General features: G+C 41.1%; 29 protein-coding genes. 15 read left to right on the top strand and 14 right to left on the bottom strand.

The window, feature by feature from the left end; genetic code table 11:
• Window positions 1-133 precede the first annotated feature (133 nt).
• Window positions 134-1,324, bottom strand: a complete 1,191-nt coding sequence (locus NFI81_RS18850) for an SGNH/GDSL hydrolase family protein (RefSeq protein WP_234616358.1) — start codon at window positions 1,322-1,324, stop codon at window positions 134-136.
• Window positions 1,325-1,661: 337 nt separating this feature from the next.
• Between NFI81_RS18850 and NFI81_RS18845 the strand changes: the two genes are divergently transcribed.
• The 6 genes from NFI81_RS18845 to NFI81_RS18820 all read left to right on the top strand — a co-directional run bounded on the left by NFI81_RS18845 (window position 1,662) and on the right by NFI81_RS18820 (window position 8,485).
• The gene (locus NFI81_RS18845; protein ID WP_234616359.1) at window positions 1,662-2,954 is read left to right on the top strand and encodes a site-specific integrase; all 1,293 of its coding nucleotides are present in this window, start codon (window positions 1,662-1,664) and stop codon (window positions 2,952-2,954) included.
• Between the two features lie 24 nt (window positions 2,955-2,978).
• Window positions 2,979-3,851 (top strand): hypothetical protein, encoded by an 873-nt coding sequence (locus NFI81_RS18840; RefSeq protein WP_234616360.1) that lies wholly within the window; start codon window positions 2,979-2,981, stop codon window positions 3,849-3,851.
• A gap of 97 nt (window positions 3,852-3,948) precedes the next feature.
• Complete coding sequence (locus NFI81_RS18835; protein WP_234616361.1) at window positions 3,949-4,251, top strand: helix-turn-helix domain-containing protein; 303 nt, start codon at window positions 3,949-3,951, stop codon at window positions 4,249-4,251.
• Between the two features lies 1 nt (window position 4,252).
• On the top strand, window positions 4,253-5,203 hold the full coding sequence (locus NFI81_RS18830; protein WP_234616362.1) for a hypothetical protein: 951 nt from the start codon (window positions 4,253-4,255) through the stop codon (window positions 5,201-5,203).
• Between the two features lie 768 nt (window positions 5,204-5,971).
• On the top strand, window positions 5,972-6,475 hold the full coding sequence (locus NFI81_RS18825) for a hypothetical protein (protein ID WP_234616363.1): 504 nt from the start codon (window positions 5,972-5,974) through the stop codon (window positions 6,473-6,475).
• Between the two features lie 1,503 nt (window positions 6,476-7,978).
• Window positions 7,979-8,485, top strand: coding sequence for a hypothetical protein (locus NFI81_RS18820; protein WP_234616364.1), 507 nt, complete (start codon window positions 7,979-7,981; stop codon window positions 8,483-8,485).
• Window positions 8,486-8,629: 144 nt separating this feature from the next.
• Here the strand turns inward: NFI81_RS18820 and NFI81_RS18815 are convergent, their stop codons facing one another.
• Genes NFI81_RS18815 through NFI81_RS18800 form a run of 4 tightly spaced genes read right to left on the bottom strand, consistent with a single transcriptional unit; the run spans window position 8,630 to window position 10,513 of the window.
• Window positions 8,630-9,043: a GNAT family N-acetyltransferase gene (locus tag NFI81_RS18815; RefSeq protein ID WP_234616365.1), complete on the bottom strand. Its 414-nt coding sequence runs from the start codon at window positions 9,041-9,043 to the stop codon at window positions 8,630-8,632.
• A complete protein-coding gene (locus NFI81_RS18810; RefSeq protein ID WP_234616366.1) occupies window positions 9,040-9,537 on the bottom strand; it encodes a hypothetical protein in 498 nt (165 codons plus the stop codon). Before NFI81_RS18810 ends, NFI81_RS18815 begins: the two co-directional genes overlap by 4 nt.
• 6 nt (window positions 9,538-9,543) lie before the next feature.
• A complete protein-coding gene (locus tag NFI81_RS18805; protein WP_234616367.1) occupies window positions 9,544-10,155 on the bottom strand; it encodes a hypothetical protein in 612 nt (203 codons plus the stop codon).
• Complete coding sequence (locus NFI81_RS18800; protein WP_234616368.1) at window positions 10,097-10,513, bottom strand: hypothetical protein; 417 nt, start codon at window positions 10,511-10,513, stop codon at window positions 10,097-10,099. Before NFI81_RS18800 ends, NFI81_RS18805 begins: the two co-directional genes overlap by 59 nt.
• A gap of 531 nt (window positions 10,514-11,044) precedes the next feature.
• On the opposite strand from NFI81_RS18800, the gene NFI81_RS18795 reads away from it, so the two are divergent.
• Window positions 11,045-12,586, top strand: a complete 1,542-nt coding sequence (locus NFI81_RS18795) for a Fic family protein (protein WP_234616370.1) — start codon at window positions 11,045-11,047, stop codon at window positions 12,584-12,586.
• Window positions 12,587-12,682: 96 nt separating this feature from the next.
• Window positions 12,683-13,072 carry a hypothetical protein gene (locus NFI81_RS18790; protein ID WP_234616371.1) on the top strand — a complete coding sequence of 130 codons (390 nt, stop codon included), beginning with the start codon at window positions 12,683-12,685 and terminating at the stop codon, window positions 13,070-13,072.
• On the opposite strand, the gene NFI81_RS18785 is transcribed toward NFI81_RS18790, so the two are convergent.
• The 6 genes from NFI81_RS18785 to NFI81_RS18760 all read right to left on the bottom strand — a co-directional run bounded on the left by NFI81_RS18785 (window position 13,073) and on the right by NFI81_RS18760 (window position 16,924).
• Entirely contained in the window at window positions 13,073-13,654 is a 582-nt protein-coding gene (locus tag NFI81_RS18785; protein ID WP_234616372.1) for a hypothetical protein, read from the bottom strand.
• A 168-nt stretch (window positions 13,655-13,822) separates the two neighbouring features.
• On the bottom strand, window positions 13,823-14,278 hold the full coding sequence (locus NFI81_RS18780; RefSeq protein WP_234616373.1) for a hypothetical protein: 456 nt from the start codon (window positions 14,276-14,278) through the stop codon (window positions 13,823-13,825).
• 2 nt (window positions 14,279-14,280) lie between these two features.
• Window positions 14,281-14,733 (bottom strand): hypothetical protein, encoded by a 453-nt coding sequence (locus NFI81_RS18775; RefSeq protein ID WP_234616374.1) that lies wholly within the window; start codon window positions 14,731-14,733, stop codon window positions 14,281-14,283.
• A 105-nt stretch (window positions 14,734-14,838) separates the two neighbouring features.
• Window positions 14,839-15,291, bottom strand: a complete 453-nt coding sequence (locus tag NFI81_RS18770) for a hypothetical protein (RefSeq protein WP_252176015.1) — start codon at window positions 15,289-15,291, stop codon at window positions 14,839-14,841.
• A gap of 27 nt (window positions 15,292-15,318) precedes the next feature.
• Window positions 15,319-16,134 (bottom strand): DNA-formamidopyrimidine glycosylase family protein, encoded by an 816-nt coding sequence (locus tag NFI81_RS18765; protein WP_234616376.1) that lies wholly within the window; start codon window positions 16,132-16,134, stop codon window positions 15,319-15,321.
• A gap of 7 nt (window positions 16,135-16,141) precedes the next feature.
• The gene (locus NFI81_RS18760; protein ID WP_234616377.1) at window positions 16,142-16,924 is read right to left on the bottom strand and encodes a DNA-formamidopyrimidine glycosylase family protein; all 783 of its coding nucleotides are present in this window, start codon (window positions 16,922-16,924) and stop codon (window positions 16,142-16,144) included.
• 87 nt (window positions 16,925-17,011) lie between these two features.
• Between NFI81_RS18760 and NFI81_RS18755 the strand changes: the two genes are divergently transcribed.
• Window positions 17,012-17,359, top strand: a complete 348-nt coding sequence (locus tag NFI81_RS18755) for a hypothetical protein (RefSeq protein ID WP_234616378.1) — start codon at window positions 17,012-17,014, stop codon at window positions 17,357-17,359.
• Window positions 17,360-17,364: 5 nt separating this feature from the next.
• Here the strand turns inward: NFI81_RS18755 and NFI81_RS18750 are convergent, their stop codons facing one another.
• The gene (locus tag NFI81_RS18750; protein ID WP_234616379.1) at window positions 17,365-18,105 is read right to left on the bottom strand and encodes an SOS response-associated peptidase; all 741 of its coding nucleotides are present in this window, start codon (window positions 18,103-18,105) and stop codon (window positions 17,365-17,367) included.
• Window positions 18,106-18,435: 330 nt separating this feature from the next.
• Here NFI81_RS18750 and NFI81_RS18745 point away from each other — a divergent pair, with 330 nt between their 5' ends.
• Window positions 18,436-18,861 carry a response regulator gene (locus NFI81_RS18745; RefSeq protein WP_234616380.1) on the top strand — a complete coding sequence of 142 codons (426 nt, stop codon included), beginning with the start codon at window positions 18,436-18,438 and terminating at the stop codon, window positions 18,859-18,861.
• A gap of 28 nt (window positions 18,862-18,889) precedes the next feature.
• Here the strand turns inward: NFI81_RS18745 and NFI81_RS18740 are convergent, their stop codons facing one another.
• Entirely contained in the window at window positions 18,890-19,075 is a 186-nt protein-coding gene (locus tag NFI81_RS18740) for a hypothetical protein (RefSeq protein ID WP_234616381.1), read from the bottom strand.
• A 573-nt stretch (window positions 19,076-19,648) separates the two neighbouring features.
• Window positions 19,649-22,654, bottom strand: coding sequence for a DNA polymerase III subunit alpha (locus NFI81_RS18735; RefSeq protein WP_234616382.1), 3,006 nt, complete (start codon window positions 22,652-22,654; stop codon window positions 19,649-19,651).
• A gap of 86 nt (window positions 22,655-22,740) precedes the next feature.
• On the opposite strand from NFI81_RS18735, the gene NFI81_RS18730 reads away from it, so the two are divergent.
• From NFI81_RS18730 to NFI81_RS18710, 5 genes are all read left to right on the top strand, one after another.
• Window positions 22,741-23,052, top strand: coding sequence for a helix-turn-helix domain-containing protein (locus tag NFI81_RS18730; RefSeq protein WP_234616383.1), 312 nt, complete (start codon window positions 22,741-22,743; stop codon window positions 23,050-23,052).
• Window positions 23,049-23,570, top strand: a complete 522-nt coding sequence (locus NFI81_RS18725) for a hypothetical protein (RefSeq protein WP_234616384.1) — start codon at window positions 23,049-23,051, stop codon at window positions 23,568-23,570. The genes NFI81_RS18730 and NFI81_RS18725 overlap by 4 nt, the downstream gene beginning before the upstream one ends.
• On the top strand, window positions 23,527-24,180 hold the full coding sequence (locus tag NFI81_RS18720; protein WP_254410598.1) for a hypothetical protein: 654 nt from the start codon (window positions 23,527-23,529) through the stop codon (window positions 24,178-24,180). Before NFI81_RS18725 ends, NFI81_RS18720 begins: the two co-directional genes overlap by 44 nt.
• Window positions 24,143-24,526 carry a hypothetical protein gene (locus tag NFI81_RS18715; protein WP_234616386.1) on the top strand — a complete coding sequence of 128 codons (384 nt, stop codon included), beginning with the start codon at window positions 24,143-24,145 and terminating at the stop codon, window positions 24,524-24,526. The genes NFI81_RS18720 and NFI81_RS18715 overlap by 38 nt, the downstream gene beginning before the upstream one ends.
• A 179-nt stretch (window positions 24,527-24,705) precedes the next feature.
• Window positions 24,706-25,428, top strand: coding sequence for a hypothetical protein (locus tag NFI81_RS18710; protein ID WP_234616387.1), 723 nt, complete (start codon window positions 24,706-24,708; stop codon window positions 25,426-25,428).
• The last annotated feature ends 20 nt before the right edge of the window (window positions 25,429-25,448 follow it).

Raw genomic sequence — 25,448 nt, 5'->3', positions numbered from 1 at the left:
ACTCTGATCGATAAAATTGGCCAATTCATAGATAATAATGGCCAGTTCGTCGACTAATTTGTACAGATTCTTAAAAAGAAAGGCGCAAAAAAGAGCTCATTTTACAACAAGCTCTTCTTCAACTGATCATTTTCTACACTGCCTTCCGAACCCCGATCCGATGGACTTTAAAGCTCGCTGCAATGGGTATGGCGCTCGCTCTGTCAACGAGGTCCACTTTAACGGCTTGCCGCACAATAGCAGGAACTCCGGCAGCAATAGTAATAGGCGGCGTCCGGAATGTATACCGCCCTCCGGCTGGCAATGGAGACGGAATCTGGTCCAGCGCCAGAATGCTTTCGGCATTGGCCAGATTGACATAGCCGGATGTCCAAACCAGCACACCCATATTGAAGTCCAAAATATTTGAATCCGTTGTTAAAATTTCTATATCGGCAAATGCTTCCACAACATCGCCTGCCGCGAGGCCATTGGTATTAAACTCCTGAGATAACACGACCGATTTTGAGTTGCCCGTATAACTTCCCGAAATTGTGATCACTTGCTGATTGAGCCCGTTGTCCATTGTTTTACTGCCCACAACCGTTGCGCCGCCCGCGCTGCTGGCGTCAAGCAGCCAGCTGGTTGCTACGGTCCCGGTTGCAATGTTTTTCGTGCCGGTGCTTCCGGCCATAATGGGATTCGCTGTAAATGAGTTGTCCGCGAAAAAACTGTCCGCAAGATTGGTTGGCCGGATAAAGTCAAGTAATGCCTCCGTAACAGGCGTGGATGCCGCATACGCGCCGGTAGGATTGAAATGCAGACCATCCGCATAAAAAGCAGCATTGTTGACAACCAAATCGAGATTAACAGCCTTTGTTGTCTCTGAGGTCAATGTCTTAATGAATGTATTCACCGTATTCCTGACAATTTCTGCAGCTGGGCTCAATGCAGCGGGAGCAAACCGGGGCGGAATGGTGATGATAATTACGTAAGCACCTATTGCTTTGAATGCATTATGAATGTAAGTCAGGTTGCTGATAATGGTAGCGGCGCTTGCGCCGCCTGCGGCATCGTTTGTTCCGCCATCCATGATCACCAGCGCGGGGTTCAGGGATACTGCCGCGCCCAGTCTGGCAAGCATTTGCGTGGTTGTGTTTCCCGAAATCCCTTTGTTGCCATTGGTTGGTAAAAACAAGGAATTGTTGATCCTAAGCAGCGCATAAGTAGCAAATGCGGTGGACTGGAAGGCGGTGTAATTGGTAGCGCTTCCGGTGGTTTGAGCAATAAGCGAATCTCCGAAGATCACGATTCGGGAATTAACCTTCAAATAAGGTTGGTCCATAATGATGTAAAAAGTTTGATTGGGATGCGGAGGGGAAGATATAAAAAAAGACCGCTGCAATTGAAATTACAGCGGTCTTGCTTTTTAACTGTTGGCCGACAAGGACTCCCACCTATTTATTCTCAATTTCTTCATTCCCTTCTTTATATGGAAGGTAATACTCAATTCTGCTTTAAAGGTTGTTTTGCTTTGCTACGGAAAGCAAAGTTTGAACAAATAAAAGTGACCCCCAAAGTGTCCCCCAAGTTTTTGGTGTTTCTTTTTCCCTTAACTTTATTTTAATAAATTAATTATCAGAAGAATTATGCGAATTACTAGAAACGACGTCCGTTTTATCTTGAAGGAAGCTTCTGCAAATTATGAAACCTTGATCTACATGATTTATCGTTTCAATGGCCAAAGGCTAAAGTACTCTACTGGCGAAAAGGTGCACCCGGAGAATTGGGACAAGAATCTTCAAAGACTAGGTAACAATAGTAACAAGCAAAGTCGGATAGCGTTTAAGGATTCAAACAGCCAACTTGATAGGTACGAAGCCAAGGTCATCGAGCTAAGACGAAGTTTTGAATTGTCCCGTTTGGAGCTATCACCTGATTTGTTCAAAGAAAAACTTGATGAAGAGTTTAAGAAAGATTCGCGGGTGAGTAAAACTGCGGTTGTTGTAAGGGAAGACTTCCTCAATTTTGCACAACGTTTTATCAATGAGGCACTATCAGGAGAGCGTTTAGTTCGAAGGCGAAATAAGAAGTATGTACCCATTACCTTAAAAACACATCAAACTACGCTGACAAATATCAGGGAGTTTATTGAATATCGTGGCAGATCTGTCGATTTTGATAACATTGATCTTAATTTTCACAAAGATTTTATTAGATGGTTAACCAATGTAAAAAGGTATTCAAGTAATAGTATAGGCAACCAGATCAAACATATTAAAGCTTGGATGAGAGCGGCGCATACAGAGGGTTTACATACCAGCCGGGATTATGAAAGTGACGAATTCATCAAGCCTAAGGAAGAAACAGGCGCAATATATTTAAGCAATGCAGAATTGGATAAGCTGTATTTACTGGATTTATCGGATAACAAAAAGCTTGACAAAGTTCGAGATCTATTCCTAATTGGGTGTTATACTGGATTACGATATTCAGATTTTACACAACTAAAAATTGAAAACATAAGTGAAGACGGTAAAAGACTGATTGTGACCACTCAAAAGACCCAATCTAAGATTTACATACCCATTAATCTTCAGGTTAAGGCAATTCTACAAAAATATCACCCCTCTATTCCAGGTGTTATTAGTAATCAAAAGATGAATGAATATCTTAAAGAACTTGCTGTTAAAGCTGAATTAAACCATAAAGTCGAAACTTCAATAACAAAAGGGGGCCAGCGAATCGCTAAATTTCTAGAAAAATCTAAGTTGATTTCAACTCATACTGCGAGGCGATCATTCGCTACAAATGCATACCTGGCGGGTTTATCGACCATTGATATAATGAGAATCACAGGCCATAAAACGGAAACCTCGTTTATGAAGTATATCAAAATTACTGGTGAGGAAACGGCGATTAGAATGGGAGACCACGAGCATTTCAATCGAAGTGCGCTTCAGATTGCAGTCTAGCACAATGATTAAAGCAAAGCAATAATGCATACCCCAATAGAAGGAGCCGATAACAGGTGGACAAATTTCGTGTTCGACATTTTGACGCATTACACGTTAATTGTTGATTCTGATCTATGTTATCAGTTTGACGAAGAAGGAAATATCGTTGAGAACTTAGGCTGGATAATTCCGACCGAATTTACAATCGCCTATATCCATAGTACCTTAAAAAAATGGAACCTGCCAATTTCTTTTGATTTTAAAAAGGAATTTGAAAGAGAAATTACATATAACCAACAGCGTCAAACAGATGAGGTAGAGAGGTTAAAGTACCTTTATGAATTGAAATATAAGTTTCAGATAGTCATAGATCGCTTGCCGATGTATGTGAAGATAATGTTGCTATTAACTGAACAGCCACCTTTGTCTGAAAGAATAGAAAAGCGAAATGAACATCACGATCTGGATACATTCACATGGGTCTCGTATTTCTACACCATCATTCAATTCGTAGGAAACGTCCTAAAAGAGAGGATTTCCAAGAATCTCAGTATTATGAATGACATTGCAATTGAGGCCGGTAAAATTGGCTTACAATTGGATGATAAACGCGAATTATACGTCCGACCGAGAGATTCGTCAATCCATGGCCGTGAGAAAATAAAGGTGCTTTGTCAAAAATCAGTATTTGGACATATTATTAGTGAGCTGGTTGTGAACGGGTATATAGAGGAGCCTCTCGCTAACAATCAATGGAATTATACCCATACAGCTAGGCAGGTTTTGGAAGCTTTTGATCTAGGTGAGACTACAAGTCTAGATTCATTTAAAAAGGAAATCTCTCCTCAGACAAATTCGTTAAACGACATTAAAAAGGCGAAGATAAAGCTACCCTTTGCAAAGGACCTCAAATAGCTAGGAGACTCTCCTCGTTATCTCCTGAGACTCTCCGGAGATTTTATTTATCCTCGATTTTCTTCCTTTGACGTAAAGAACAACAAACCTTTATGTCATGACACAAGAATTTCATTTTACTACACTTGATCAGGAACAACTGAGCATTTTGATCAAAGACTCGATTGCTGACGCTTTGCAGGATTGGCAGCATTCTGAAATGAATAAACTGCAACTGCCTGAATTCTCCACGAGGAAGGAAGTTGCAACATTGCTACGTATTAGTTTACCGACTGTTGATGATTACATCAAGAGGGGCATAATCGAAGCTGTCCGCATTAGTGGAAGGGTAAGGATAAAAGATTCTGAGGTTAGAAAAGCCTTGACTGCGATTAAGTCTCAACGTTATAAACGGAGATGACATGTTCGACGGAGCAAAGCACATCAGCCTCTCAATGGAAACTGATATAATAATGAACAATCCAATGTTAAGCTTTTCTGGGAGATATGATTTGAATTCTGGGGAGGTAGCAACCGGTTTAAAGTCCTCTGCATATTACAAGGGTTGGCAGTTCACAGCGTATAGGTTAGGAGAAAAGTGGCACCGAGTGGCTGCAAACGGAAGTTATCATAAGTTCTCTAATAACGGGAGGCATAACCATAATGACTTTACCCGGATTCGACTTGCGCAAGTAATTGACCAACTGCGTATTGAACTTAATTTTAATCCTAAAAAAGAAATTCTTAATGGGATCGAATTTGGGGTAAACATTATCCTAGACTTCCCAGTCAAAATAGTGCTTGATAGCCTTTTAACATATAAAGGCATTTCGTTTGAGCGTCCAATAGACAATCCTAATTACTATCAATGCAAAACCAAAGAATTCATTCTCAAGCTTTATGACAAAGGTGCCCAGTATAAACTGAATATGCATGTGATGCGATTTGAAATTAAGGTCATTAGTATGGATTTTCTAAGAAAAAAAGGAATCAACATACGTTTTTTATCAGACTTGATAGACGAGGCAAATTATTCTAAGATTGAGAATCTGATGCTGGACTATTTCGATATTATATTGTTTATTGACCTTAATGTAAATCCCAGGGAGCTGACTGGAAAACATAAGGACCTTTATCTTCAAGGGTTCAATAAACAGTATTGGCGGCGGCCGAATAAAAAAGACTTTCAAACAGTCACGATGTACGAACGGAAAAGGAAAGAGTTGAAGCGAGAGGAGGACATGTTTCGCGCACTATTTACCCCATCGTTTATCCCGGAACTACATCATTTAATAAGGTCTAAGTGGAGGGCCCTCACATTATGCTCGGCAGAACAAACCAAAATAGTGGATCAAATTATCGCATGTTGGTAATTAAACGTTGCATTCTCGTGTTTCTCTGCTTGCAACTATTGTCCCATATTGGCCCTTTAAATGTATTGACAATTTGGGACATTGGATCTAAACGCGTCCCCTCAGGCATCCAAGGCCAAATTCGCGGCTTTATGCAGCCAAGCAATACCTTGAACCAAGCCCTGAGTGCCGCCAAACATAGAATTATGCTTGTTCAACAGCCAAAGTCAAAAACCAAAGTAGCATGTCTCGACCAAACATTGACCATTAAGCATTGTCAACATTAAAATCTATCGATCACGAAGTTTTTGCCAGCTGTCAGCTACCACCACAATTTTTGAAAAAGCCATTCTCGGGACATTCGCAATTAAGAGCCTATCCAACGCTTGTAAACTTCATATTGATTTGACGCTCATTTCGAAAAAACAAATCTGAAAAAAATAGAAGAAGATCTCCTATGGCCCGGGGGGGTATAAAAAAAATGGCTGTGTTCTACAGAATCCCCACTCACACCCCCCATAAGATGGTAAGTCAAGGAACCTGAAAAATTATCACAATTACTATAAACCGTAATAGGTTTATATTTCACCGCGTACTAAAATGATTAAGAGAGTTCTCAGAGGGGTAGAATTGATAGCCCAAGCGCAGATTGTACTACCATTGAACTGATAACAATAAAATATAAAAGACATATCTGCAACAACTTTCCAAACTATTTTTGTTTTTACCCACTCAGCAATACGAAGCGGATTTGTATATTTGGCTAGTTTATTCCAAACGCAAACCCTTATGAATCAAACCATTCAAACCATTTTAGCCATTTTAGCGGCTTTAATTCCTTTCATAATATCTGCACTATTTAACGAGTCAATTTTACAAGGAATTGCGAAACTTTTCTCAAAGATCGATTTACCTCGGAAAACTAAACTTAAAGGCACCTGGGATGTCCATTTTAGTATCAATAACAATGGTCAGCAGGTAGTATTTAGTGAAGTAGTTCAAATTAGGGAAAGTATGGGTTTTGTTTTTGGCAATAATGTTCCTGATCTAAAGAACCATCCCAAGCTTAAAGCCGTTCAAACTAAACGACCACGCAGAATTAAGGCAATAGTGATCGATAATAGATACGTTACGGGAACATGGTATCATCCGGACGGCAAGACAAGGTACCACGGATCGTTCCAACTATTATTAGCAGTCTCCGGTTCTGAAATGGCGGGAATTTGGACAGGCTACCGCGAGTCAACAAACGATATTGAATCCGGGACGTGGAATTGGATTCGGAGAAGTTAGTATTTGAGCCAACTCTTTAGTTGCCATTCGCTGCGGCCCTACAATGCACAAAAAGTTGATAATCATTTCCAAGCCGTTTCATCTCGTCAAACTTCCCATGATTTAACGCGGGATGGTAATTGGTTTTGGGACACTTCTATTTAGTCATACCTTCCGCAGCTCTCAACCAGCAATTGCAACAGTATATTGTGTAAAGAACAATCGAATTGAATCCCAGTAACCCAAAGGGTCATTAAAAACATCTTTGATTAGCGAACACGTTCGCCACACCGTTGGTTGGTTTGCATAAGGTGAAAATAGAAAAAATGAGTAGTTGATTCTTAATGAGTAAAGCGCTGTGCCATAGCATACTATCGAAATACAATGTTTCTAGGGCTGGTCCTAAAGGTTGTCCCAACAACTTTTAGGACCAGCTGACTTATAGTTGTTATCCCATCAACTTCAAATTTTTGGAAGCTAAGAAAGCTTGACAATTGTTCGTCATTCAAATAGACCCCAAAGCGCAGGATTTATTTCCATTTTGCTGGACAGCTTCCTTAACTTCGAATCAACGAATCACCAAAATAATATATATTTGTTGAAAGGTTAGTCAGTAATGAAATGACCTTACAAAATTGGTATTGCCCCTACTGAGACTCCAAATTACCACAGTTTAAGTCTAGCACAGTCGGATGCGATACGCCAAAATGGCGTAGCCGTGTCTTTTGTGTTAGATGGGCCGTGGTAAGCCTGGAGTCGCATTAGATAAGCTGCGCCTATCTTTTGTCACAACATAACTCCAAATTACCACGTAATGCAAGTCCTTCATAGTGTTGCCCGACTCTTTCTGCTGGTATCAGTCTTAGTGCCTTATCTTTTTGTGTTGGATGTCCTGATTATAGGGCCATCATTATACTTGTATTCGGATCTCTCCCAGGTCTGGCAATGGATTAGCATTTTGCTATTCATTTCAGTAAGTTGTTTTATTTTGAGGGTTGTCTCACGCTACACAATACCCCTAGCTTTCAAAATATCCGGAATAAACAGGGCATCTTACTATGTGTTGCTGATATTGATAGTTTTTAATGGCTGTTTTCCGACTGTGGGATCTTGGAATATGTCAGCTCCATATAATACGGAACAATACATTCCAGCAAGAATATTGATTTTTGTAATTGGCTTATTCACAACGGTGGTATTAGTATATGACTCTTGCCTACTTTGGAACAAACATTCTTACATAAGAAGTCAGCCATAAAGTAAGGATACAACCTTATGACGGATTCGCCATTGAGTATGGTTACGGAATCCCGTAACTATTAGTCTCGCTAATCCGTGTGTTACCTTCGGACGAATGAAAGTTTCTACGAATGGTAATTAGGTCATCGTAAAACAAAGCGTTCAAATATAAATTCGATATCGATTTTATCGGTGCTGCAATACCGCTCACTCAATTTTTTTTTTCTGTAATATACTGCTGCGTATATTGTTGTCTATTGATCGGCACTTTAATTATCCAAAAATATGGCAACTGAAATTGTGGGAGAATATCTGCTAAACCTGCCAACAGCGGTGTCCGTATTAAAGGAAATAATGGAAAAGGCAGGCGTAACGAAGATTACAGTGAGTTCTACGAACCGGACAGCAGACGAACAGGTTTCGGGCATGTATGGTAAAAAAATTAAGGGTGTATACGTCAATTATGCTAAGCAAGGCGAAGCGGTATTAAAGGTCTACGACCAAGCGAAAGTAGATGGGCTAAGCAAGGCAGATACATTGCAGCTTATGAAAGAGGAATTGGTTAAACAGCTTCCATCAGCTGTAATTGACAAAAAACTAATGCATGTCAACCGGGAAAAGGACTTTTTAGTTTTTGATATTTCAGCTTTGGCAAAAGATTTTGTACCATCCAGTAAACTTGATGAGTTCGATAAGGTCGCGAGACAATTTTGTGCTGAGGGCAAATTTCACCGTTTTCTTGGCAAAAAGGAGGAGGACCCAGAAGCATTTCACTTCGAGTTTCAGAGGTAGTACTCACCTAGCAGATCTTATAATTGAAAAATTCTCGACCTTCAATCTGGTTAAACAAATCACCGGTCACGACTTCTCAAATTCATTAAGTTTCCAAAGCAAGGCCATGTGCCTTAAAGCTATCGCTTTACTTAATAAGGGTATTTATTGCAGCCGACTCCAAAGCTGACATGTTCCATTATCTTCTCCTACTATTAATGGAAGAAACTCATTTTGACATAATATTCTTCGCATTGCACGAGCACTTATATCGTCTCGGTCATCAATGTAGGCATATTTTATCCGACGTTTTTTATTTAGTCGATTCATTCCCTTTGCAAATACGCTGCTTCCAAGCCCTTTATTTCGATGTTCAGGACGAACCCATAACCCTACTTCATTTGTCGCCTGATACACAATTATTACTGCACAAATTTGACCCGACTTTTTGAAACACAAAATGGCCACACTACTTTTAATCTCTTGATGCATCGGACTAAAAATAAAGGATCGTTCGATTCCAATATTTAGGCAGAAATTTTTCGCCTCATCCGTTGATCTAAAAACATAGGTCTTCATTCTGGCATATTTACACGCTTTTCATAAGCAATAATAGCTCTTTCAAGGACTTGCTCATCTTCTAGGTCAATGCAATGCAATTTTATAAATCGAAGAGCTTCCTGCTCAGTTTCCGAACTTACATCCGCATACAAAACCAATTCGTTTAACGAGGTAGTACCATCGATGGTGCTACCATTGTTCCTCCATACCTGAAGACCATAGAAAGCGCCCTCTCCACGCGTACCTGGGTAAACGGGTTTTTGCGACCTGTTTACTTTTTGGATTATTGTCAATTGGCGTTTTAGTAGTAGTGAAGTGGCCGTAAAAATAGGGTTGCCATCCATTTCGGCTTTTGTCAAGCAAGCCCAGTCCTGACGGTTTTCTTTAATAGCCTCATAGAATAACTGAGCCCAGTAAAGCTCAAGCATTAAAAATGATCTATCATCGTCTTCAAAATCACTGAATGGAAAATTGGGATGAGCTTTTATCTGCGCCAATGTGTAGTCTGACATCTTTTGCTATGATATGAATGATGGTCCGTCCCCAAAAGTATCAACGTCATACCGTTTTCCACCAGACCTGTCATCAGCTGGGAAAGTTTTTTTTCCTAATCGGCCACCGCTGGCGGGTCCCGTAATAATGTATGCATCTGCCTTGGCTTTTGCTATTTCTCTAATTGACTTTTGGCTTTTTGTTAGCATTGCCCAGGTCACATCAGACAAAGTGATACCCTCTAACACTGTGACTGGAAAAACATAACGTGATATACCTGGAGCACCGATTGTGCTTCCTGATTCTCCCCCACAATCAACACCTTGCGCATGGACTCTTGCCCCATATCGTTTGTTATTTGGGCAGTCTTGTGTCGACGATCCCTTAGCGCACTGCCGTGCTTTGGGAATTACTCGTGGCTCGGCTCTTGAAATCGTCACTTCCCTTTCATTTTCTAGCAACTCAGTCCCTGCCCAAATGGCTCCAATGGTTAGCGCGGTGCCGCCAACAGCCCAAATAACCCAACCAGGGGGGCCACCTGCAAGGGCAGGAGCAAGAGCACCATAACCAGCCATATTACTATCCTTTTTGAGAAAACAAACTTGATATAACAATATGGCGAGCTTTTGAATCGCCACTTAAAAATTGATGACCTAATATGTACCTAAATTCTCGTTGTTCAAAAATATTAAGACCTGAGCTCACGATAATGGCTAATAGTGCCTTTTGATAATATATATCGGTCGTTAAGTCGTAAATACTACGAAATATGCTAAACCTTTTTTTCTTGTCCATATTGAAGATTTGATCGCTAAGCACAATATCGTGTTCTCGAATGTCTGCGACATATTCAAGGAATATCTCTTCAATTTTCGCATTAACAATCTGTTTATCAAGTTGACCTAGCTGGTCATTCTTTATAACAAGTGCCATTTTTTTGAAATGATAGGTTTGATATCGCAAATCCATATAAGAAATTTCGCGTTTTTTAGGCATCAACGCAATTAAACTTATTTTGCGGCTAGTCAGGAATACTTCTGTCGCTTTTATGGTTATAAAGCTTTACGATAGGCCATTTTGGTATACCAAAAAAGCTGCAATTACTTCGTCATATTCTTCTTTGGACTTCAAATTTTTAGGGTCGCCTGCTAAAAATTCAAATAGCCTGTCCTGTACTTCATCATGCAGGTAAAAGTACGGGGAGTCGAATTTTGAATAGATTTTGAAGGTGGTGATGTTAGTTGCGACCCATCCAAGGTGCGCAATATAAGAGTCAGTGTTAAACCTCTCAATTTCTCTTGTAAAATGGTATCCTTCAAGTATCATATCCTTTTTTTAAGGCATTATAGCATGCAGGGCACGTTGAATCACGAAGAAATGAATAAGCGGTAGGATTGAGTTATTTGCAGGTATTCGTTTGCATAGAATGTGCATGTCTTATATCTAGGTAATATTCGTACTTTTGGAGTATTTGTAATAAGTATTCATGGAATTTAATCTTTTTGTGAAAATCGTCTACGCTATCTAATGAAAAGTCAAGGGTTAACCCGATTAACGGTAAATTTTCAAGAAATGGCTACGCCGGAGCCTGGGTATCTCGCTGGATATGCGGCGATCATAAGCGGATACAACCTTAAAGTACCTATTCCTGAGGTTCTGGCTATCATTAGCTTGAAGCATGTGAGATATGAAACAAAACATTGGCGGGTATTAACTACGAGGCACACACCACCAGATACATTATTGGGGCATTTAACATTTGCCATGAAATACGAGGGGATTGAGCTGGGTGTCCTAAAGGCTCTTTTTCAAACTGTACCAGCAGCAGATATCACTCGTGAAGTGTTAAAGGAACCTAATGGGCAGTATAGTAGGAAAATATGGTTTCTATACGAATGGCTGATGGATCACAAGCTTGAAATTCCTGATCTCACCATTAGTAATTATGTTGATCTGGTCGATGATACTTTGCAATTTCCAACGAGCAATGCTGAAAATTCGAAGCGGCATAGAATTCGGAATAACCTACCCGGTGTAAGGGACTTCTGTCCCATGTTACGGAGGACAACGTTACTAACGCGCTTTATTGGCTTAGATCTTTCGAAAATGGCCAAAGGCATAGTTTCGAAAACAAATCCGACTGTAAAGGCACGATTAGCAACATTGCTGCCCTTTCAAGAAGCTAAAGCATCCTATGATATTGAAAAGGGCGTAGAACAAAGTACACGTGCGGATCGTTGGGCGCGGGTATTAAGACATTCGGGTGAATTTTCAATTTCAAACCAGGAGCTTTTAAGGCTGCAAGAAAAGTTAATTGAAAATCCAAGATTTATTAAACTAGGGTTTAGAGAGAAGGAAGGTTTTGTTGGCGAACAGGATATACGACATGGGACATTGTTACTTACGCATTTACCTGCCAAAGCCCAAGATATTGATCTATTGATGAATGGGCTTATAGAAACTGCGCGACGACTTGAAGGGGACGAGGCTTTCGACGCTGTTTTAGCAACTGCAATCGTCTCCTTTGGTTTCGTGTTTATTCATCCATTCAGCGATGGAAATGGTAGGATACACCGGTACTTACTTCATAATTTGTTATCTCGTAAAGGTTTTGTTCCCAAGGGCATAACATTCCCTATTTCTGCAACGATACTAGATAAAGCGCTTGAATACCAAGAAATTCTTCAACATTTTTCCTACCCGCGGATTTCAATAATTGACTGGAAGCCAACCTCAAACCATCACTTTAACATCGATAGTGAGACGATCGACCTTTACCGATATTTCGACGCTACATCTTATGCAGAATTTTTGTACGGCTGCGTAGATGAAACCTTAAATGTGAAATTCCCAAAAGAGGTAGACTATCTTGATAAATACGATCGTATGAAGCAATTCCTGGATGACTATTTTGAAATGCCGGACCAGTTGGTTGGTACGTTGATAAGGTTGTTGGACCAAGGTCAAGGCAAGCTTGGGGGGCATGCAAATAAAACGGATCTAGGCAAGTTGACGAAAGAAGAAGTACAAACGATAGAATTGAAATATGCAGAAATATTTGGTGACTAGCTAAATGTAGATTTTAAACAGTTGGTGGTTGTTTTGTATAGATCGGTCCGGCAAGATTCTTTTATACGAAAGGTTTTACATCGTAATATTTTCAACATGCCAGACCCACAAGTTGCCATCGCCGCGGAAATAGTAGATTTTGAAATACATGGTATTGGAGACCTTAATTCCTCTTTGTTTCCCTCGGGCCGCGCTTTGTCTGCTTCGATAGAGGTCAAGATTGGCGAGCATTATCACGTTTTCGGTGGTCCGTCCGTGTTTTTTTCAATGCCAAATGATGGATCTGACTTTTTCGGGCATTTTGTGATGCGGTGCTTCCAAGTCCTGGGCGTTAAGAGTACCAAAGAAATGGAGGGTTTGGTAATCAAGGCAATTTTTGCCAACGGGAAGGTGACTGCTATTTCATCAATTGATGGTGACCAATTTTTTTATCCAGGCGCTGAATTTGAAATTTTGGAAAAAGGGAAAGAGGAAGCCGAAGAGTAATTATCGTAGCCTGCGATTTCTAACAGAAATCACTGAAGGCCAAAGGCTCTCACGAAACAGCGGCAAATTATCTTCCAATGCGATATTGTGAATTGATTGAATTTGTCCGGTCTGAGGGTTTGTCAATATCAATTCTAACTCTTCTACCAGAAAAGGTATGCTTACTGTATGATCATTTCGACTTCGAAAACTTACCCCCTCTGAATGCAGCTCGCCCAAAAGTGATAAAGTTAAGGCTGGAAATGGGACAATCCCAAGCCCTTCCTCTAATATTGTTTTACGCATATAACGATCTATCGAATTCTGAGCACTCAAAAGCACCGTGGGTTCCTTTACTCCTTCTATATAACCAATAATTTCGCCACCAATTGTAGATTTAAAAAACGGCAGATGAGCGTCGGTGATTTTCGCGATGATGACATCAATCGTTTCGTGAACCGAAATTCTACCAATCGCGATTCGGAGTTTCTCTGCGATTGCCAATGGATCATGATACCGCAAAACGGTCGGGTGCCTTATCAATTCTTCTCGAACCTTGGGTGGAATTGGTATTGCAACTATCAAAGTAGAAACATCAGTCATGCCGAGAAGGTGTTCGTGAAAACATAGTGCCGCCAACAAGCTAGCCTATCGCAAATGAGTTGTACAGAATGTTAAAATTACTTGTACAGCGTGCTAAATATAGGGGATTTTGGAAGCAACTCTATTTTTTGACCCTTAAAATGACCTTGACAGTAAAATAGCTATTGTTCACTTCCTCTTTTTTAGATCATTATGTTTTGCAAGGAAGTCCTGAAACGCAGATTGGAAACCTTCTATTGGTTGTAATCGGGAGGGAATTAGTGGTAAATCATTCTTTTCTAACATATGGTAAAATTGGCCATATGCATGGGCTTGATTGAGATCACAACATTCTTTCAACGTCCCAATGGCCTTCTTGGATGCCCCTCTTTTGAATATCTCCGGCTCATCCATCTCGAAAATTGAAATGTAGGTGCATTTTGCTAGCCAATTTATTTCTTCATTATGTTCTAAGAAGACCATTAGCTTAGTCATTATACGTAAAATCCCGTGCTTATAATCTAGTAGAATGGTTTCAACCTTTAATCCATCTTCAGTTCCCAGCTCGCCTAGTGTATAAAGCCCTAGTCTCTGATCATTGAATTCCATCTGGCCAGAAGCCACGCCATGAATATGAAATGCCATAATTACTTTTCGGTATCAGTTAACTTTATTTCGTCTAGGAAGCTCCCTGCCTTATAATTGAATTTTAATTGAGGCGTTTTATCCATTCCGGTCTGAGGTACTGAATGTTCTTCACACTGCAATAAGTATATGGAATAAGCATGCGCCTGGGCAAGTTCGTGGCACTTCATTAACATGGCGACTGCCGCCTCGTAATTTTCGTCTGCAAAAAGAAATTCGTTTTCTATTTCGAATGTTGAGTAATAACTAGTGTGAACTGCTTCATGAAAAGCGTTCGCTGTAATCCCACCAAAGGTAATTTCTGTAACAATTGATAAAATCTTGTCATGGTATGAGAGATATTCAGACGCTATGGATAGAGCAGGTTTACCAAGTCCGCCCATGATAATCCCTTTAACGAGGGATTGATCTACGTCATAGCGGCTGCACGAAGCAGAGAGAATTACAAAACTCATTTCAAGTATTTATGTAAGTATTTGTTATTGAGTTCAACTGATGGAAACCTTGTAGCTTGCCAATAGCAAGATTCATTTTAGGATTGTTTCCATTTGAGCTACCGATTACTCTTCGATTGTAGCAAGTAACTCGGTAATCCCCTCTAGATATGAGTCAATTGGGCTGATTTCCATTGGCAATAACGGTAGTTGCATCTGTCTGATAGTTTGGTTGAATGCACCATATCCATGGGCCTGAGCGACCGTAATCATCGTTTCAAATGCAGTAACTGCTGCATCCGTTACTCCAGACTTGAAAAGCTTGCCATTTTGGAGGTTAAAAGCCGTTTTTGATAAAAAAACCAATAACTTTTTTGGTTCAGCCCTCTTGGTAACTGGATCAGCGACTTTTCCAATCGAAATTGTCGTCAACAAGATAAGCATATCATTTTCAAACTTGTCGATATCCGTCGAAACAAGCAATCCATATTTTGATATTTCAGCGACTGTCATTAACGATAACAGCTCATCATCCTTCTCGGACAATTTTGAGTCAGTAGTAACAACGAAATAATCCATTTTCATGAACCGATTAAATTGAAAGGTTTATAAGCTTTTTCCGAAAACCTGATGCTTGTGCTCATACAATACCTGGCTTTTCGTCCAATACGTTTTTGCTTTTCCAACCTCACCTTTATGAATTTCATCGCCATAAGGGTCTTTTGTTCTTTTGCTATTATGTACGTTCATAAAGTCCCTCTTTTCGATCATCAAAGCGTCCGAGCCGGTGATCTTCCTTATCTCTATTTCCGCATTAGTCAAAACCGCTTCAATCGCTCCATGCAGCTCATGAATTTTCTCTTCCGGGATAAGGCTGGCAATGGATGCTGGCGAAACCTTGATTTGCCATAAAATCTCATCGACGTATGCATTACCTAACCCTCTTATATATCTCGGATTGGTAAGCAATGGCTTTATTAGTTGCTCGCAACTTTTCTTAAAGATTGCTTTCAAATATTCAACTGTTAAACTCTCTGTTAATACGTCGGGGACATTTGGGGTAATAGGGTTAAGTGCCAAACTAGTTTGCAGTGTTGGATCTTGTATTCCAAACCCCATTCCGTTTTCAAAAAACATCTCCCAAACTGGCCATTTGATTTCGTTATCAGATGGTCGTAGATAGGGACGACCGGCTTGCATTAAGTGAAAACCGAGTTTTTGATCGTTGTTTAAGTGCAGTTCCAGCGTTTTTCCGGATCTCTCAATGCCCGTCAAAGTTGCCCCTTTAACCGCAGAAACGATATCCTGTTTAGGTGATTTTAGCTTCTTGTCCCACTTAATTTCGAAATACGTTATCTTCCTATTCTTGAAACGTGTTAAAAGGTTGTGTCTCAATGTCAACAATTCCGGAACTTCTGGCATATTTCAGTTAGTATAAGGTTTGGCTCTCAGTATAATAAGTCCTCCCACTTCCCAGTTTGCCCACAATTATTTCTTCTCCCTCTGGAGAGTGCGTCTTTTTAGGATTGTGAACAAATCGATGGTCTTTGTTTTCCATTTCGAAAACATCATCGGATGTTTTTCGCTTTTCCAGCTCAGCGGTTGCCTCAACTGTTACGTTCCTAATTGCATTATATAGATCCTTCACCTTGTCTGTTGGGATATTTTTAGCAACTGAGTAGGGCGAAATCTTGGCAGACCATAAAATCTCATCTGCATATGCACTCCCTATTCCACGGATCCATTCCTGTTTTTGAATGACTTCCTTTATTTTACCGCCTGTTTTGGCCAGGATTTTTGTTAAGTATTCTTCTGTGAAATCGTCACCCATAATATCCGGAATGGGCGGTATTTCCGGATTAAGGATAGGTTTTGCCTGACCTAAGCCATCCAAAACCATGATTCCCGCACCATTTTCGAATGTCAGTTCGAAGATTGGGTTTTTAAGATTCTGCTCGGTAGGCAATAGTACCATTTTCCCTGTCAACATCATATGAATACCTAGAACGGCTCCATTATCGAATTTGAGGTGCAGTTCCTTACCGTTGCGTCCGACAGAAACAAGTTTTCCGCCTTCAAGGGCTTCATTAAATTCCTCTTCACTGGCCTTTACTCGTTTTTTCCAAAGGACTTCAATGTGTTTGAATTTCTGGCCTTTGAAATGCTTTTGCAATGTTAGGCCTACAATGTTCAGTTCTGGTACTTCTGGCATGGCTAATGTTGTATTTTGGGTTTCAGATTTTCAAATGTAAGAAGGTCATGTAACTTTTTTGATTACTTTCGGGCCAAATCTGCTTTCATGAGTAAGGATATTTATACAAGTATTGGAGAGATAATCGACTTTGAGGTGCATCTCCTGGAAGGCGAAGCCTTATCGGCGAGCATGGAAATAAAGGTCAATGATGAATATGTGATATTTGGGGGGCAGAATTTGTTCTCGTCAATTCCTAATTCAGGTGTAGATCTGGTTGGCCATTTTATCCAACGATGCTTTCAGGTTTCAGCTGTTGATAAGACTAGGGATTTGGAAGGACATCTTTTAAAGGTTGCTATTGAAGGTGATTTTATTATTGGAATTGCCTCCCTTGTCAACGAAGATTTCTTTTACCCTGCCCAGGAGTTTCCGAAGCTCTCGGCCATCCGCTAACTCCATTATTTCGAACCTTCCAGATCACGGAACAATGGTAAATCCGTGTAGGGGAGGGCCTTTTCTTCGTATGGCCACAGCACCTCCGGGACATTTGTATCGGTATATGAATTAGTGATTCCATTGATCGTACGGAAGGCCATCCAGTCGTCATCGTTTTCATATGGAGCCATAAGCTCAGCCATGCGCTGTTGAGACATACTTTTAGGTGGTGCCATCCATTCTTCTGCCTTTTCTCCTTCAAGCACAAGTGGCATCCGTTTCCCTTCATTATGAATTTCGCTCAACAAAGGAGTGGCCGGCGTCGTGATGACCGTGTAAGTTTTAATCCCATTCCAAGGGCTAAAAATACCGCCCAGCGTGATGAACTCTTTTTCTTTTGGCTTTATATAATAGCTGTGTGTTGGCTTCTTAGGATCCACCAAATGAGGCTCAAAAAAACCTGTACAGATAATCAAGCAGCGGTTAAACCAATAATCTTTAAAGGAGCTGAGCGAAAACAAAGTCTCCGATTTTGCATTACGCGTGTTCGCTTTGAAATTTGCTTCCGTTTTGTCTGAGGGGATAAGCCTCCACCGGTACATGTCAATCTTTGCGGCATCCCAGTTTGATATAACAGGTTGGAATGGGTCTTCAAAAGCGTTAACATGGTAGGCTTGCCGATATAATTCCCGATTGTCTATGGGTTTATGAAAGGCAATCTTAATCTGCTCGACTGTTTTTTGTTGCGAAACGTGGTAACACATTTTGAGATCATTTTCTGTGCAGTCAAGGTATGAGAATATTTTATTACCGGCAAATTATGTTACTACAAATTCGATCCCTTAAATTCTTCTGCGCGGAGCGAGTTTTCAAGTATAGCATGATCCTGTAACGGTTTTATTACCTCAGCAACGGTTGGTGTTTTTACGATGATGCCTTGGGCTGAGGTGCTTTAAGCACTGATGAATGCTTGGTGATTCACGGCAGTGGTGAAATAGTAATAAGAATGCATTGGCAACGGCGATTATATTGCAGTTGGGACAAGACTGGCTTGGTTTTTGTGACGATTGCTGCATACTCAACACCAAGTTTTTATGAACAGAAACGGAGATATTGTAATAATAGAGGACGACAAAGACGATCAATTTTTATTTGAAGAAGTGTTTAAAGAGCTTGATTACCCAAACAAGCGCGTTTATTTTAATGACGGAGATGCCGCGTTGGACTACTTACACCTCTCGACTACGGTTCCATTTCTTGTTCTCTCTGACATAAACATGCCGCTTCTGAACGGCTTTGAGCTAAGGGAAAAGCTCAAAACTGATGCTGACATAAACTTAAAATGCATTCCGTATCTTTTCTTCTCGACTGCACTAAGTCAGGAAATGGTTATTGATGCTTACAGTATGTCTGTCCAAGGTTTTTTTGTTAAGCCTTCTTCAGTTTTGGAGTTAACAGCTACGATTAGGATTATAATAGAATACTGGAAGAGGTGCGCTTCTCCTAATAATTTTGACTAGTTGGCTAAGCGTCTCTTTTTTCCAATGCTCACCTAACTATCCTTGTGCGCAGGGCTTCTTCCCTTTTTGTTTTGATTTTATCTAAACGATCTTGAAGTTTTTGTCTGGTGTTTTCGTCGCTAACCTCAATAAGGAGATTTAGAGACTCTTCCAGCATAGCCCATTTTTCATCTAACTCCTTATGGCCGTAAAGTTTAAACAATGTGTTTGACATAACTTTCTGGATTAGGGTCGTTCTGGTTGCCAAATTGTGAACAAAAAAATTTGTGCCACAAATTGGAGAGTATAGGTCATTTAGGCTAACTATTTGCAGGGAATCTAGATTACGTGCAAACCCACTAACAAAATTTCCCCATTCACACATTTGTTAATAGGACATAGGATGCTCGACTTGAAAGACCTCCCTGCTAATGAACACTCGGCTTTAATGAATTTGGAACGTTTGCGTTTGCAAACTCCCGATTGTCAATTTAGAGGAAAGATTGTCAAATAACCATCAAATAAGATGTTTATTTATACCATCGCTTACCTACTGGTTTGCCTCCCTAAATTTATTGCTTTGGAATTTTAGCTGGTTTTTCCCGGGCTCTTTTTCCACATCGGCAAATTCCCTGGATCAGATCCTTCGGCTTTAAATGTAAAAAGGAGCATCTCAGCCGCTTCATGATACTCACTTCTCCCGCATCGGCATTCATGCTGCTGGTTGACTGATATCCCGGCTTTCTCAAAATACTTCTGATTGCGCACAACAACATCAGAAGGAGACATATGTGCATTGCAATCAAGCTTATTTCGAATCATTTGCAATCTGCTGTGTAGCGCGTGGGCGGAGATTGAGTAGTTCTTTCTCATTGGTAGTGATATTTTTCGGGTTCTGTTTGATAGGTATCTTTGCAAACCGCTTAACGGTTAGTGAGTAGCATTCAAATTCTTCTGTGACTGTTCCTTCAACGAGGTACACTCCGGCACCTTGGAACGTCCAATTAGCAAGCGAATCAGGGAAATGCACTGTGTCAAAAAAGTTTTTGTTAACATCTAAAAAGGTGAAGAACATCATGATCTGCCCCTGCTTAGTTTTTACAGGCTTGTAATTCACATATTCCCCTACCATTCGAACCACCTTCCCAACATATTTGCCCAGGTCAGCCGCCATCACATCGCCACGAAAATCCGTTTTCAGGAAGTCGAAATATGTGCCCGATACCGGCACAGAGAGAATTTCAATCTCGTCATATAGATGTTCAACCAGGGAATATTCAAATACCGGGAGCTTTGGAAATGTAACTTGTGTGCCAAACAGTTGCGGTGGGGTTGATCTCTCCACAGAGGCGCAAACCCAGTGCGCTTCCCACATAAGGTTTGTTTTAACCTTACCCGTAAAGCTAAATGCCCCGGCACGGATTAAGATCTTTACTTGCTGAATTGATATCCCTGTCCTCAGCACGAAATCCTCAAGACTTATGAATTTACCCTGTGTTTCCCTTACGCTGAGAAGTGTTTCTACCGTATGGGATTCGAGGTCTTTCATGTAATCGAACCCGAGGTAGATGTCAATGCCTTCGAGGGTTGTCTGCATGAAGCTCTTGTTTACGCATGGGACATGGACGATTGCGCCTGCTTTGGTTGCTTCATGCAGATACGTTCGTCTGTCATAAAAACCTCCGTAATTGTTGACAACGCTAACCATGAATTCAATCGGATAATAGGCTTTGAGATAGAGCGATTGGAAGCTTTCTACTGCGAAACTGGCCGAGTGCGCTTTCGAAAAAGAATAACCTGCAAAACTTTCCATCTGCCGCCAAACTTCCTTTGCAACATCTTCCGGGTGCCCAACTTGCTGGCAATGGTTGAAGTACTTGTCTCTGATTTCAGCCATATGTTTTGCGCTTCGGGTTTTGCCGGACATCATTCGACGGAGTACATCTGCATCTGCTAAATCAAGGCCGCCGAAGTAATGCCCAATTTTGATAACGTCTTCCTGGTAAACCATCACACCGTAAGTTTCTTTCAGCTGCTGCTCCATGATCGGGTGGAGATATTCTGTTATTGCAGGGTCACGGTGCCTTTCGATATAGGCCTTCATCATCCCAGAACTGGCAACACCAGGCCTTATAACGGAGCTGGCAGCGACCAGTACCAGGTAAGTGTCGCATCGGAGCTTGGTCAGTAATTGGCGCATAGCAGGAGACTCAATGTAGAAGCAGCCCAGAGTGTTTGCTTCCCTAAGTTCTTTTTGAATTTTCGGGTCGAAAAACAGCTTTTTTGGATTGGAAATATCAACAGCTTCCCCGCGGTTATCCTTGATGATTTGGATGCAATCTTTTATGTGCCCAAGCCCGCGCTGGCTGAGGATGTCAAATTTTTCAAAATGAATTTGTTCGGCCACATGCATATCAATGTGGGCTGTCGGAAAACCTTTTGGTGGCAAGTCCAGCGCTGTGTAATTTGTGATTGGATCCTCTGATATTAGCACACCGCAGGCGTGAATTGTTCTTTGGTTAGGGTAATCCGCAAGCTGCTCATAGGCTTCGATTATTTTCTCCACCACATCAGGGTAGTTTTGAGCCATCCCAGGGTTCTTTATCAACAAATCAATGTCTTCTTTCGGTAAGCCGTAGACCTTGCCTAGCTCCCGGATTACTGACCTGTCCTTGAATGTGGACATAGCACCCATGAGCGCGGTATGCTTAGTTTGGTATCTATTGAAGATATATTCAAATATTTCATCACGGTCACGCCATGAAAAGTCGACATCGAAGTCCGGGGGTGTTTTCCGTTTAGGGTTTAGAAACCGTTCAAAATAGAGATCCAATTCAATAGGGCAGACGTCAGTTATTCCCAGGCAATAAGCAACGATACTATTGGCCCCTGATCCCCGCCCTACATACTGAAAATCACGGGATGCTGCATAACGCACGATGTCATGTGTGATCAGGAAGTAAGAACTAAAATTCAAGTCATCAATAATCCGAAGCTCCTTTTGAACACGTCCTAACGCTTCCTTATTCTTTTTGCCATATCTGCGTTCAAGCCCGGTCATCGTGTAACGCTCCAAAAGGATACGATCATCATGCCCGTTGCCGGTAAAAAATTTCTTATTTCTGACAATCTCAAAGTCAAAATTAAATGAGCACTGGGCTAATAGCTTTTCTGTACCTTGAATTATCTCAGGATACATTTGATAGGTATTGATGAGTTTTGCCCTGGATGGCATAACATCATCAAGTTTGGCGTACATCTCGGTCGTTAGCTTTGAGAAAATTGTATTATGGTCTACTGCGCGAAGCTGCTGATGCAAGACGAAATCTTTGGGTCCCTTTACGGTTACTGGCCACAGAATCACGTATCGGTCGTAATTTGATCGTGGCTCCATCACGATTTGTGGAAGATCGCTTGGCTTTACACCTATGTACTCATTTTCGCGTAGCCGGTTAATTGGACGGGTGCCGTAAGGATAAACAACAAATGCATTATTGAACGATGGAGGGAAGTCGGGGAGAGGTGCCTTCGACAAATTTGCCGTGCTAACCAGTTGGTTCAATTCCCCAAAGCCCGCTTCATTTTTTGCGATTCCAATATAGAGTAACCTGTCGCCCGTCCGGTACTCCATTCCTACAATCGGCGTGATGCCTTTATCCCTGCAACTCTGGACAAATGGAAACACTCCCGATGAGTTGTTAATGTCCGTTAAAACAGCCACATCATACTCGTTTTGGGCCAGCATATCGGTCAAATCTTCGGTTGAAAGTGTGCCATATCGAAGGCTAAAATAGGAGTGGCAATTGATCAGCATTTTTTTATCCTTTTAGTTTGGTTTTCATTTGGTTTTATTAACTTTGGTATTATTAATACCATATTAATGATTTCAATAGTATCGAAATGAATGGTCCGGCTCAAGTGTTTTTGAAAGAAAATTTGAAGTTTTTGCGTCAAAGGCGGAAACTGACGCAGGAAGGGCTTTCATCAGATCTGGGCATGAGCAGAGAGAAGTTGAAGGCTATTGAAACTGGGAAGACGGTCAACCCGGGACTTTCCGATGTAGTGCACATTTCCCGGTATTTCAGGGTGCCAACAGACATCCTATTAACCGTAGAGGTAAGCAAATTAGGCGAATTGAAAATCCGGGCTTTCGAGGCAGCACAGCAACAGATGATTGGAATAGTGAAAAATGATAGTAATGACCAGGTATGATCCGTGCAGAGCAAGATGTTTTTGGAGACGACGGGTTTATTCAGATCAAGCCCGTTGAAAGGATGTCAGCGCAATATCATTCGCAAGCAGTATATGAGCATGTATGTGCAAAGCTGGAAGGTATGCAAGAAACGGAGAACGTTTGGATCATTTATAGATCAGATGGTCACACACCAGGAGTGCTTGCATGTTTTTCCGCCGAAGTTGTGGCCAATATGCTGGTTTTCTATCTACAAGGCGCTCCTCGGCCGGTAAAGGCGTTGCGCTCGGACGTGAACGGTCAAATCGACGAATTTAAAGAAGATCTAATACGCGCGAAAAAGCCTTATTATGTCTTTCTGCGTGATGGAATGCCTGTCGAGGCGTACGGTCCAGAGGCTACCGACAAAGTGCTTTCTGTTTGTAAAGTAACGGTCGACATGCAAGAAAAAGTAATCAAGGGCACATTTTGGGAAGTGAGGAGGCACTTAGCCATTGAAAAAGCTCAATGGATGTGGCGGGAATATAAAAGGACTTAATGTAGAATATGATTTCAAAATTAATAACTTCATCATGAAAAACGAACAAAACATTGAAGCTGAGGATCAGGAAGATTTCAGCACAGACGCGATTAAAGTACTTTTAGCAGGCCAATACACGGCATGGCGCGATGAAGTTGCAATGCAGCTGGAACCGGTGGTTTATCCGGACCATGCTTGGGTAGTGTATTCTGGGATTGTGACACAGGAACCACAGGCAGCATTTACGAATAGGGAGTACGCCGAAATCCTAGCTTGTCATATGGATGGAGCATTGGATCCGATTTTGATGGAACGCACCGAACTAGCAGAAATGGGATTTCAGGTTGATAAATATAAAGAGTTGGTTAGTTTTGGGAAAATGCCCTATAATATTATTTTGCTGGAAAATGGGGAAGTGTTTGACTCGTGGGGCCCGCAAGATGGAATACCAACAATTGACGAGCCTACGGTTGGCAGAGAGCGCTTATCTCTGGGAGGAACCTTCTGGGGATGGACTCATGGCGAAGCAGTGGAAGAAGCACAGAGACTTTGGAAAGAATTGAACGCAAAAGGACAATTTAAATTTATAAATGAGCCTGATCAAAGCAATACCGCCGAAACAGTTTAATGGTTTTTTGAAAGATGAACTTTCAGAATTTCCGGCGCTTACTGACGAAAAAATTCATCAGGTCAGCCAAGCATTTTATTTTAAGTTTGGTCCTTCGGACTATCTATCAAGTCCGTTCCAAAAGAATATCTTTTTGGATGCAGGAGCTTATTTAAAATCCTACAAACGGGAAACGTTAGAGCGCGGTAAAGAGGCTGTGCATCATTTTGAGTTCTATTTACTTGATCAACCAGAAAAGACGGGAGCCTTTAGCCTGTCGGATCTCAAAGATGCCGAGATTACTTCTTCACGTTCAAAGTTCGTTGCATTGGTAGACGAAGAGGTTGCCAAAGTCGAAAGAGAATGACCAGTAGTTGATCTGGAATAAGATTTGAGGTAACATAAAGTACATGCCTGCATAGCAGGCTTGATGAAGAATAATCTGCACACCTGTCTTGCTATGTGAGGCAGGTGTTTTATGTTTATCGTGTGATTGCATAATCATGCAAATAATACCAGTTGCCACAGAATATTAAATTCAGTTTAATGGGAGAAAACGATATAGTTTACCAGCTATGCCCTGGAATGGAAGGCACAGAAGCCCCCGTGGCAGTTTTTAGTGATAAAGACACAATTGATGCTCTGATTGATAGACTGCGGACGTTTATCGAAGGTGGGGTTTCATTGAAACAGGTGCGTGCTGAAGAAAATCTTTTACCAGTAGATAAATATGCTTTCCTGGTAGAAATTGGTTTAGTGCCATATGACATAAGCTTGCATCGCGACGGACATTTGTTCGACCCTGCCGATTTACTAGGCAATAATCTGGACGAGCTTACGATTGAAGAGCATTATGAGCACGTTGTTGCTATGCGGGCAGCAGAGCTAGCAGATCCTGATAAAATGTGGGGAATCGGAGGAGTCTTTTGGGCTCCCAGCCTTGGATTAGCAATAAAAAAGGCCAAGTTGATGCGTAAGATATTGTTTACTGTATTGGATATTCCATTCAAATCGGAAAAGGCCAAGAGCAGGAAAAAGTATACTTTGCAGGAAGTGATTGATCTTTCGACCTGGTTTGAATACAAGCTCTCTACTCCGAAAAGTGCTCAGTTCATTGATGAAATTGATCTAAGTGAGGAAGAGATTAAGGAAGGTCTGTCGGCGATATTGACCTCAGCACGAGAAGAGGGTGGGGCATCATCTGCGCATCGACATATCTATAAAAGCCTCAAGAAAATTTGGGTGGACAGTAGGGCTGACCAACTATAATCAATTAATTCTAAGTATTC

Source organism: Dyadobacter fanqingshengii (assembly GCF_023822005.2).
Taxonomy (GTDB): domain Bacteria; phylum Bacteroidota; class Bacteroidia; order Cytophagales; family Spirosomataceae; genus Dyadobacter; species Dyadobacter fanqingshengii.
Note: the sequence above shows the minus strand (reverse complement) of the source record. Positions and strands in the feature narration are given on the sequence as shown.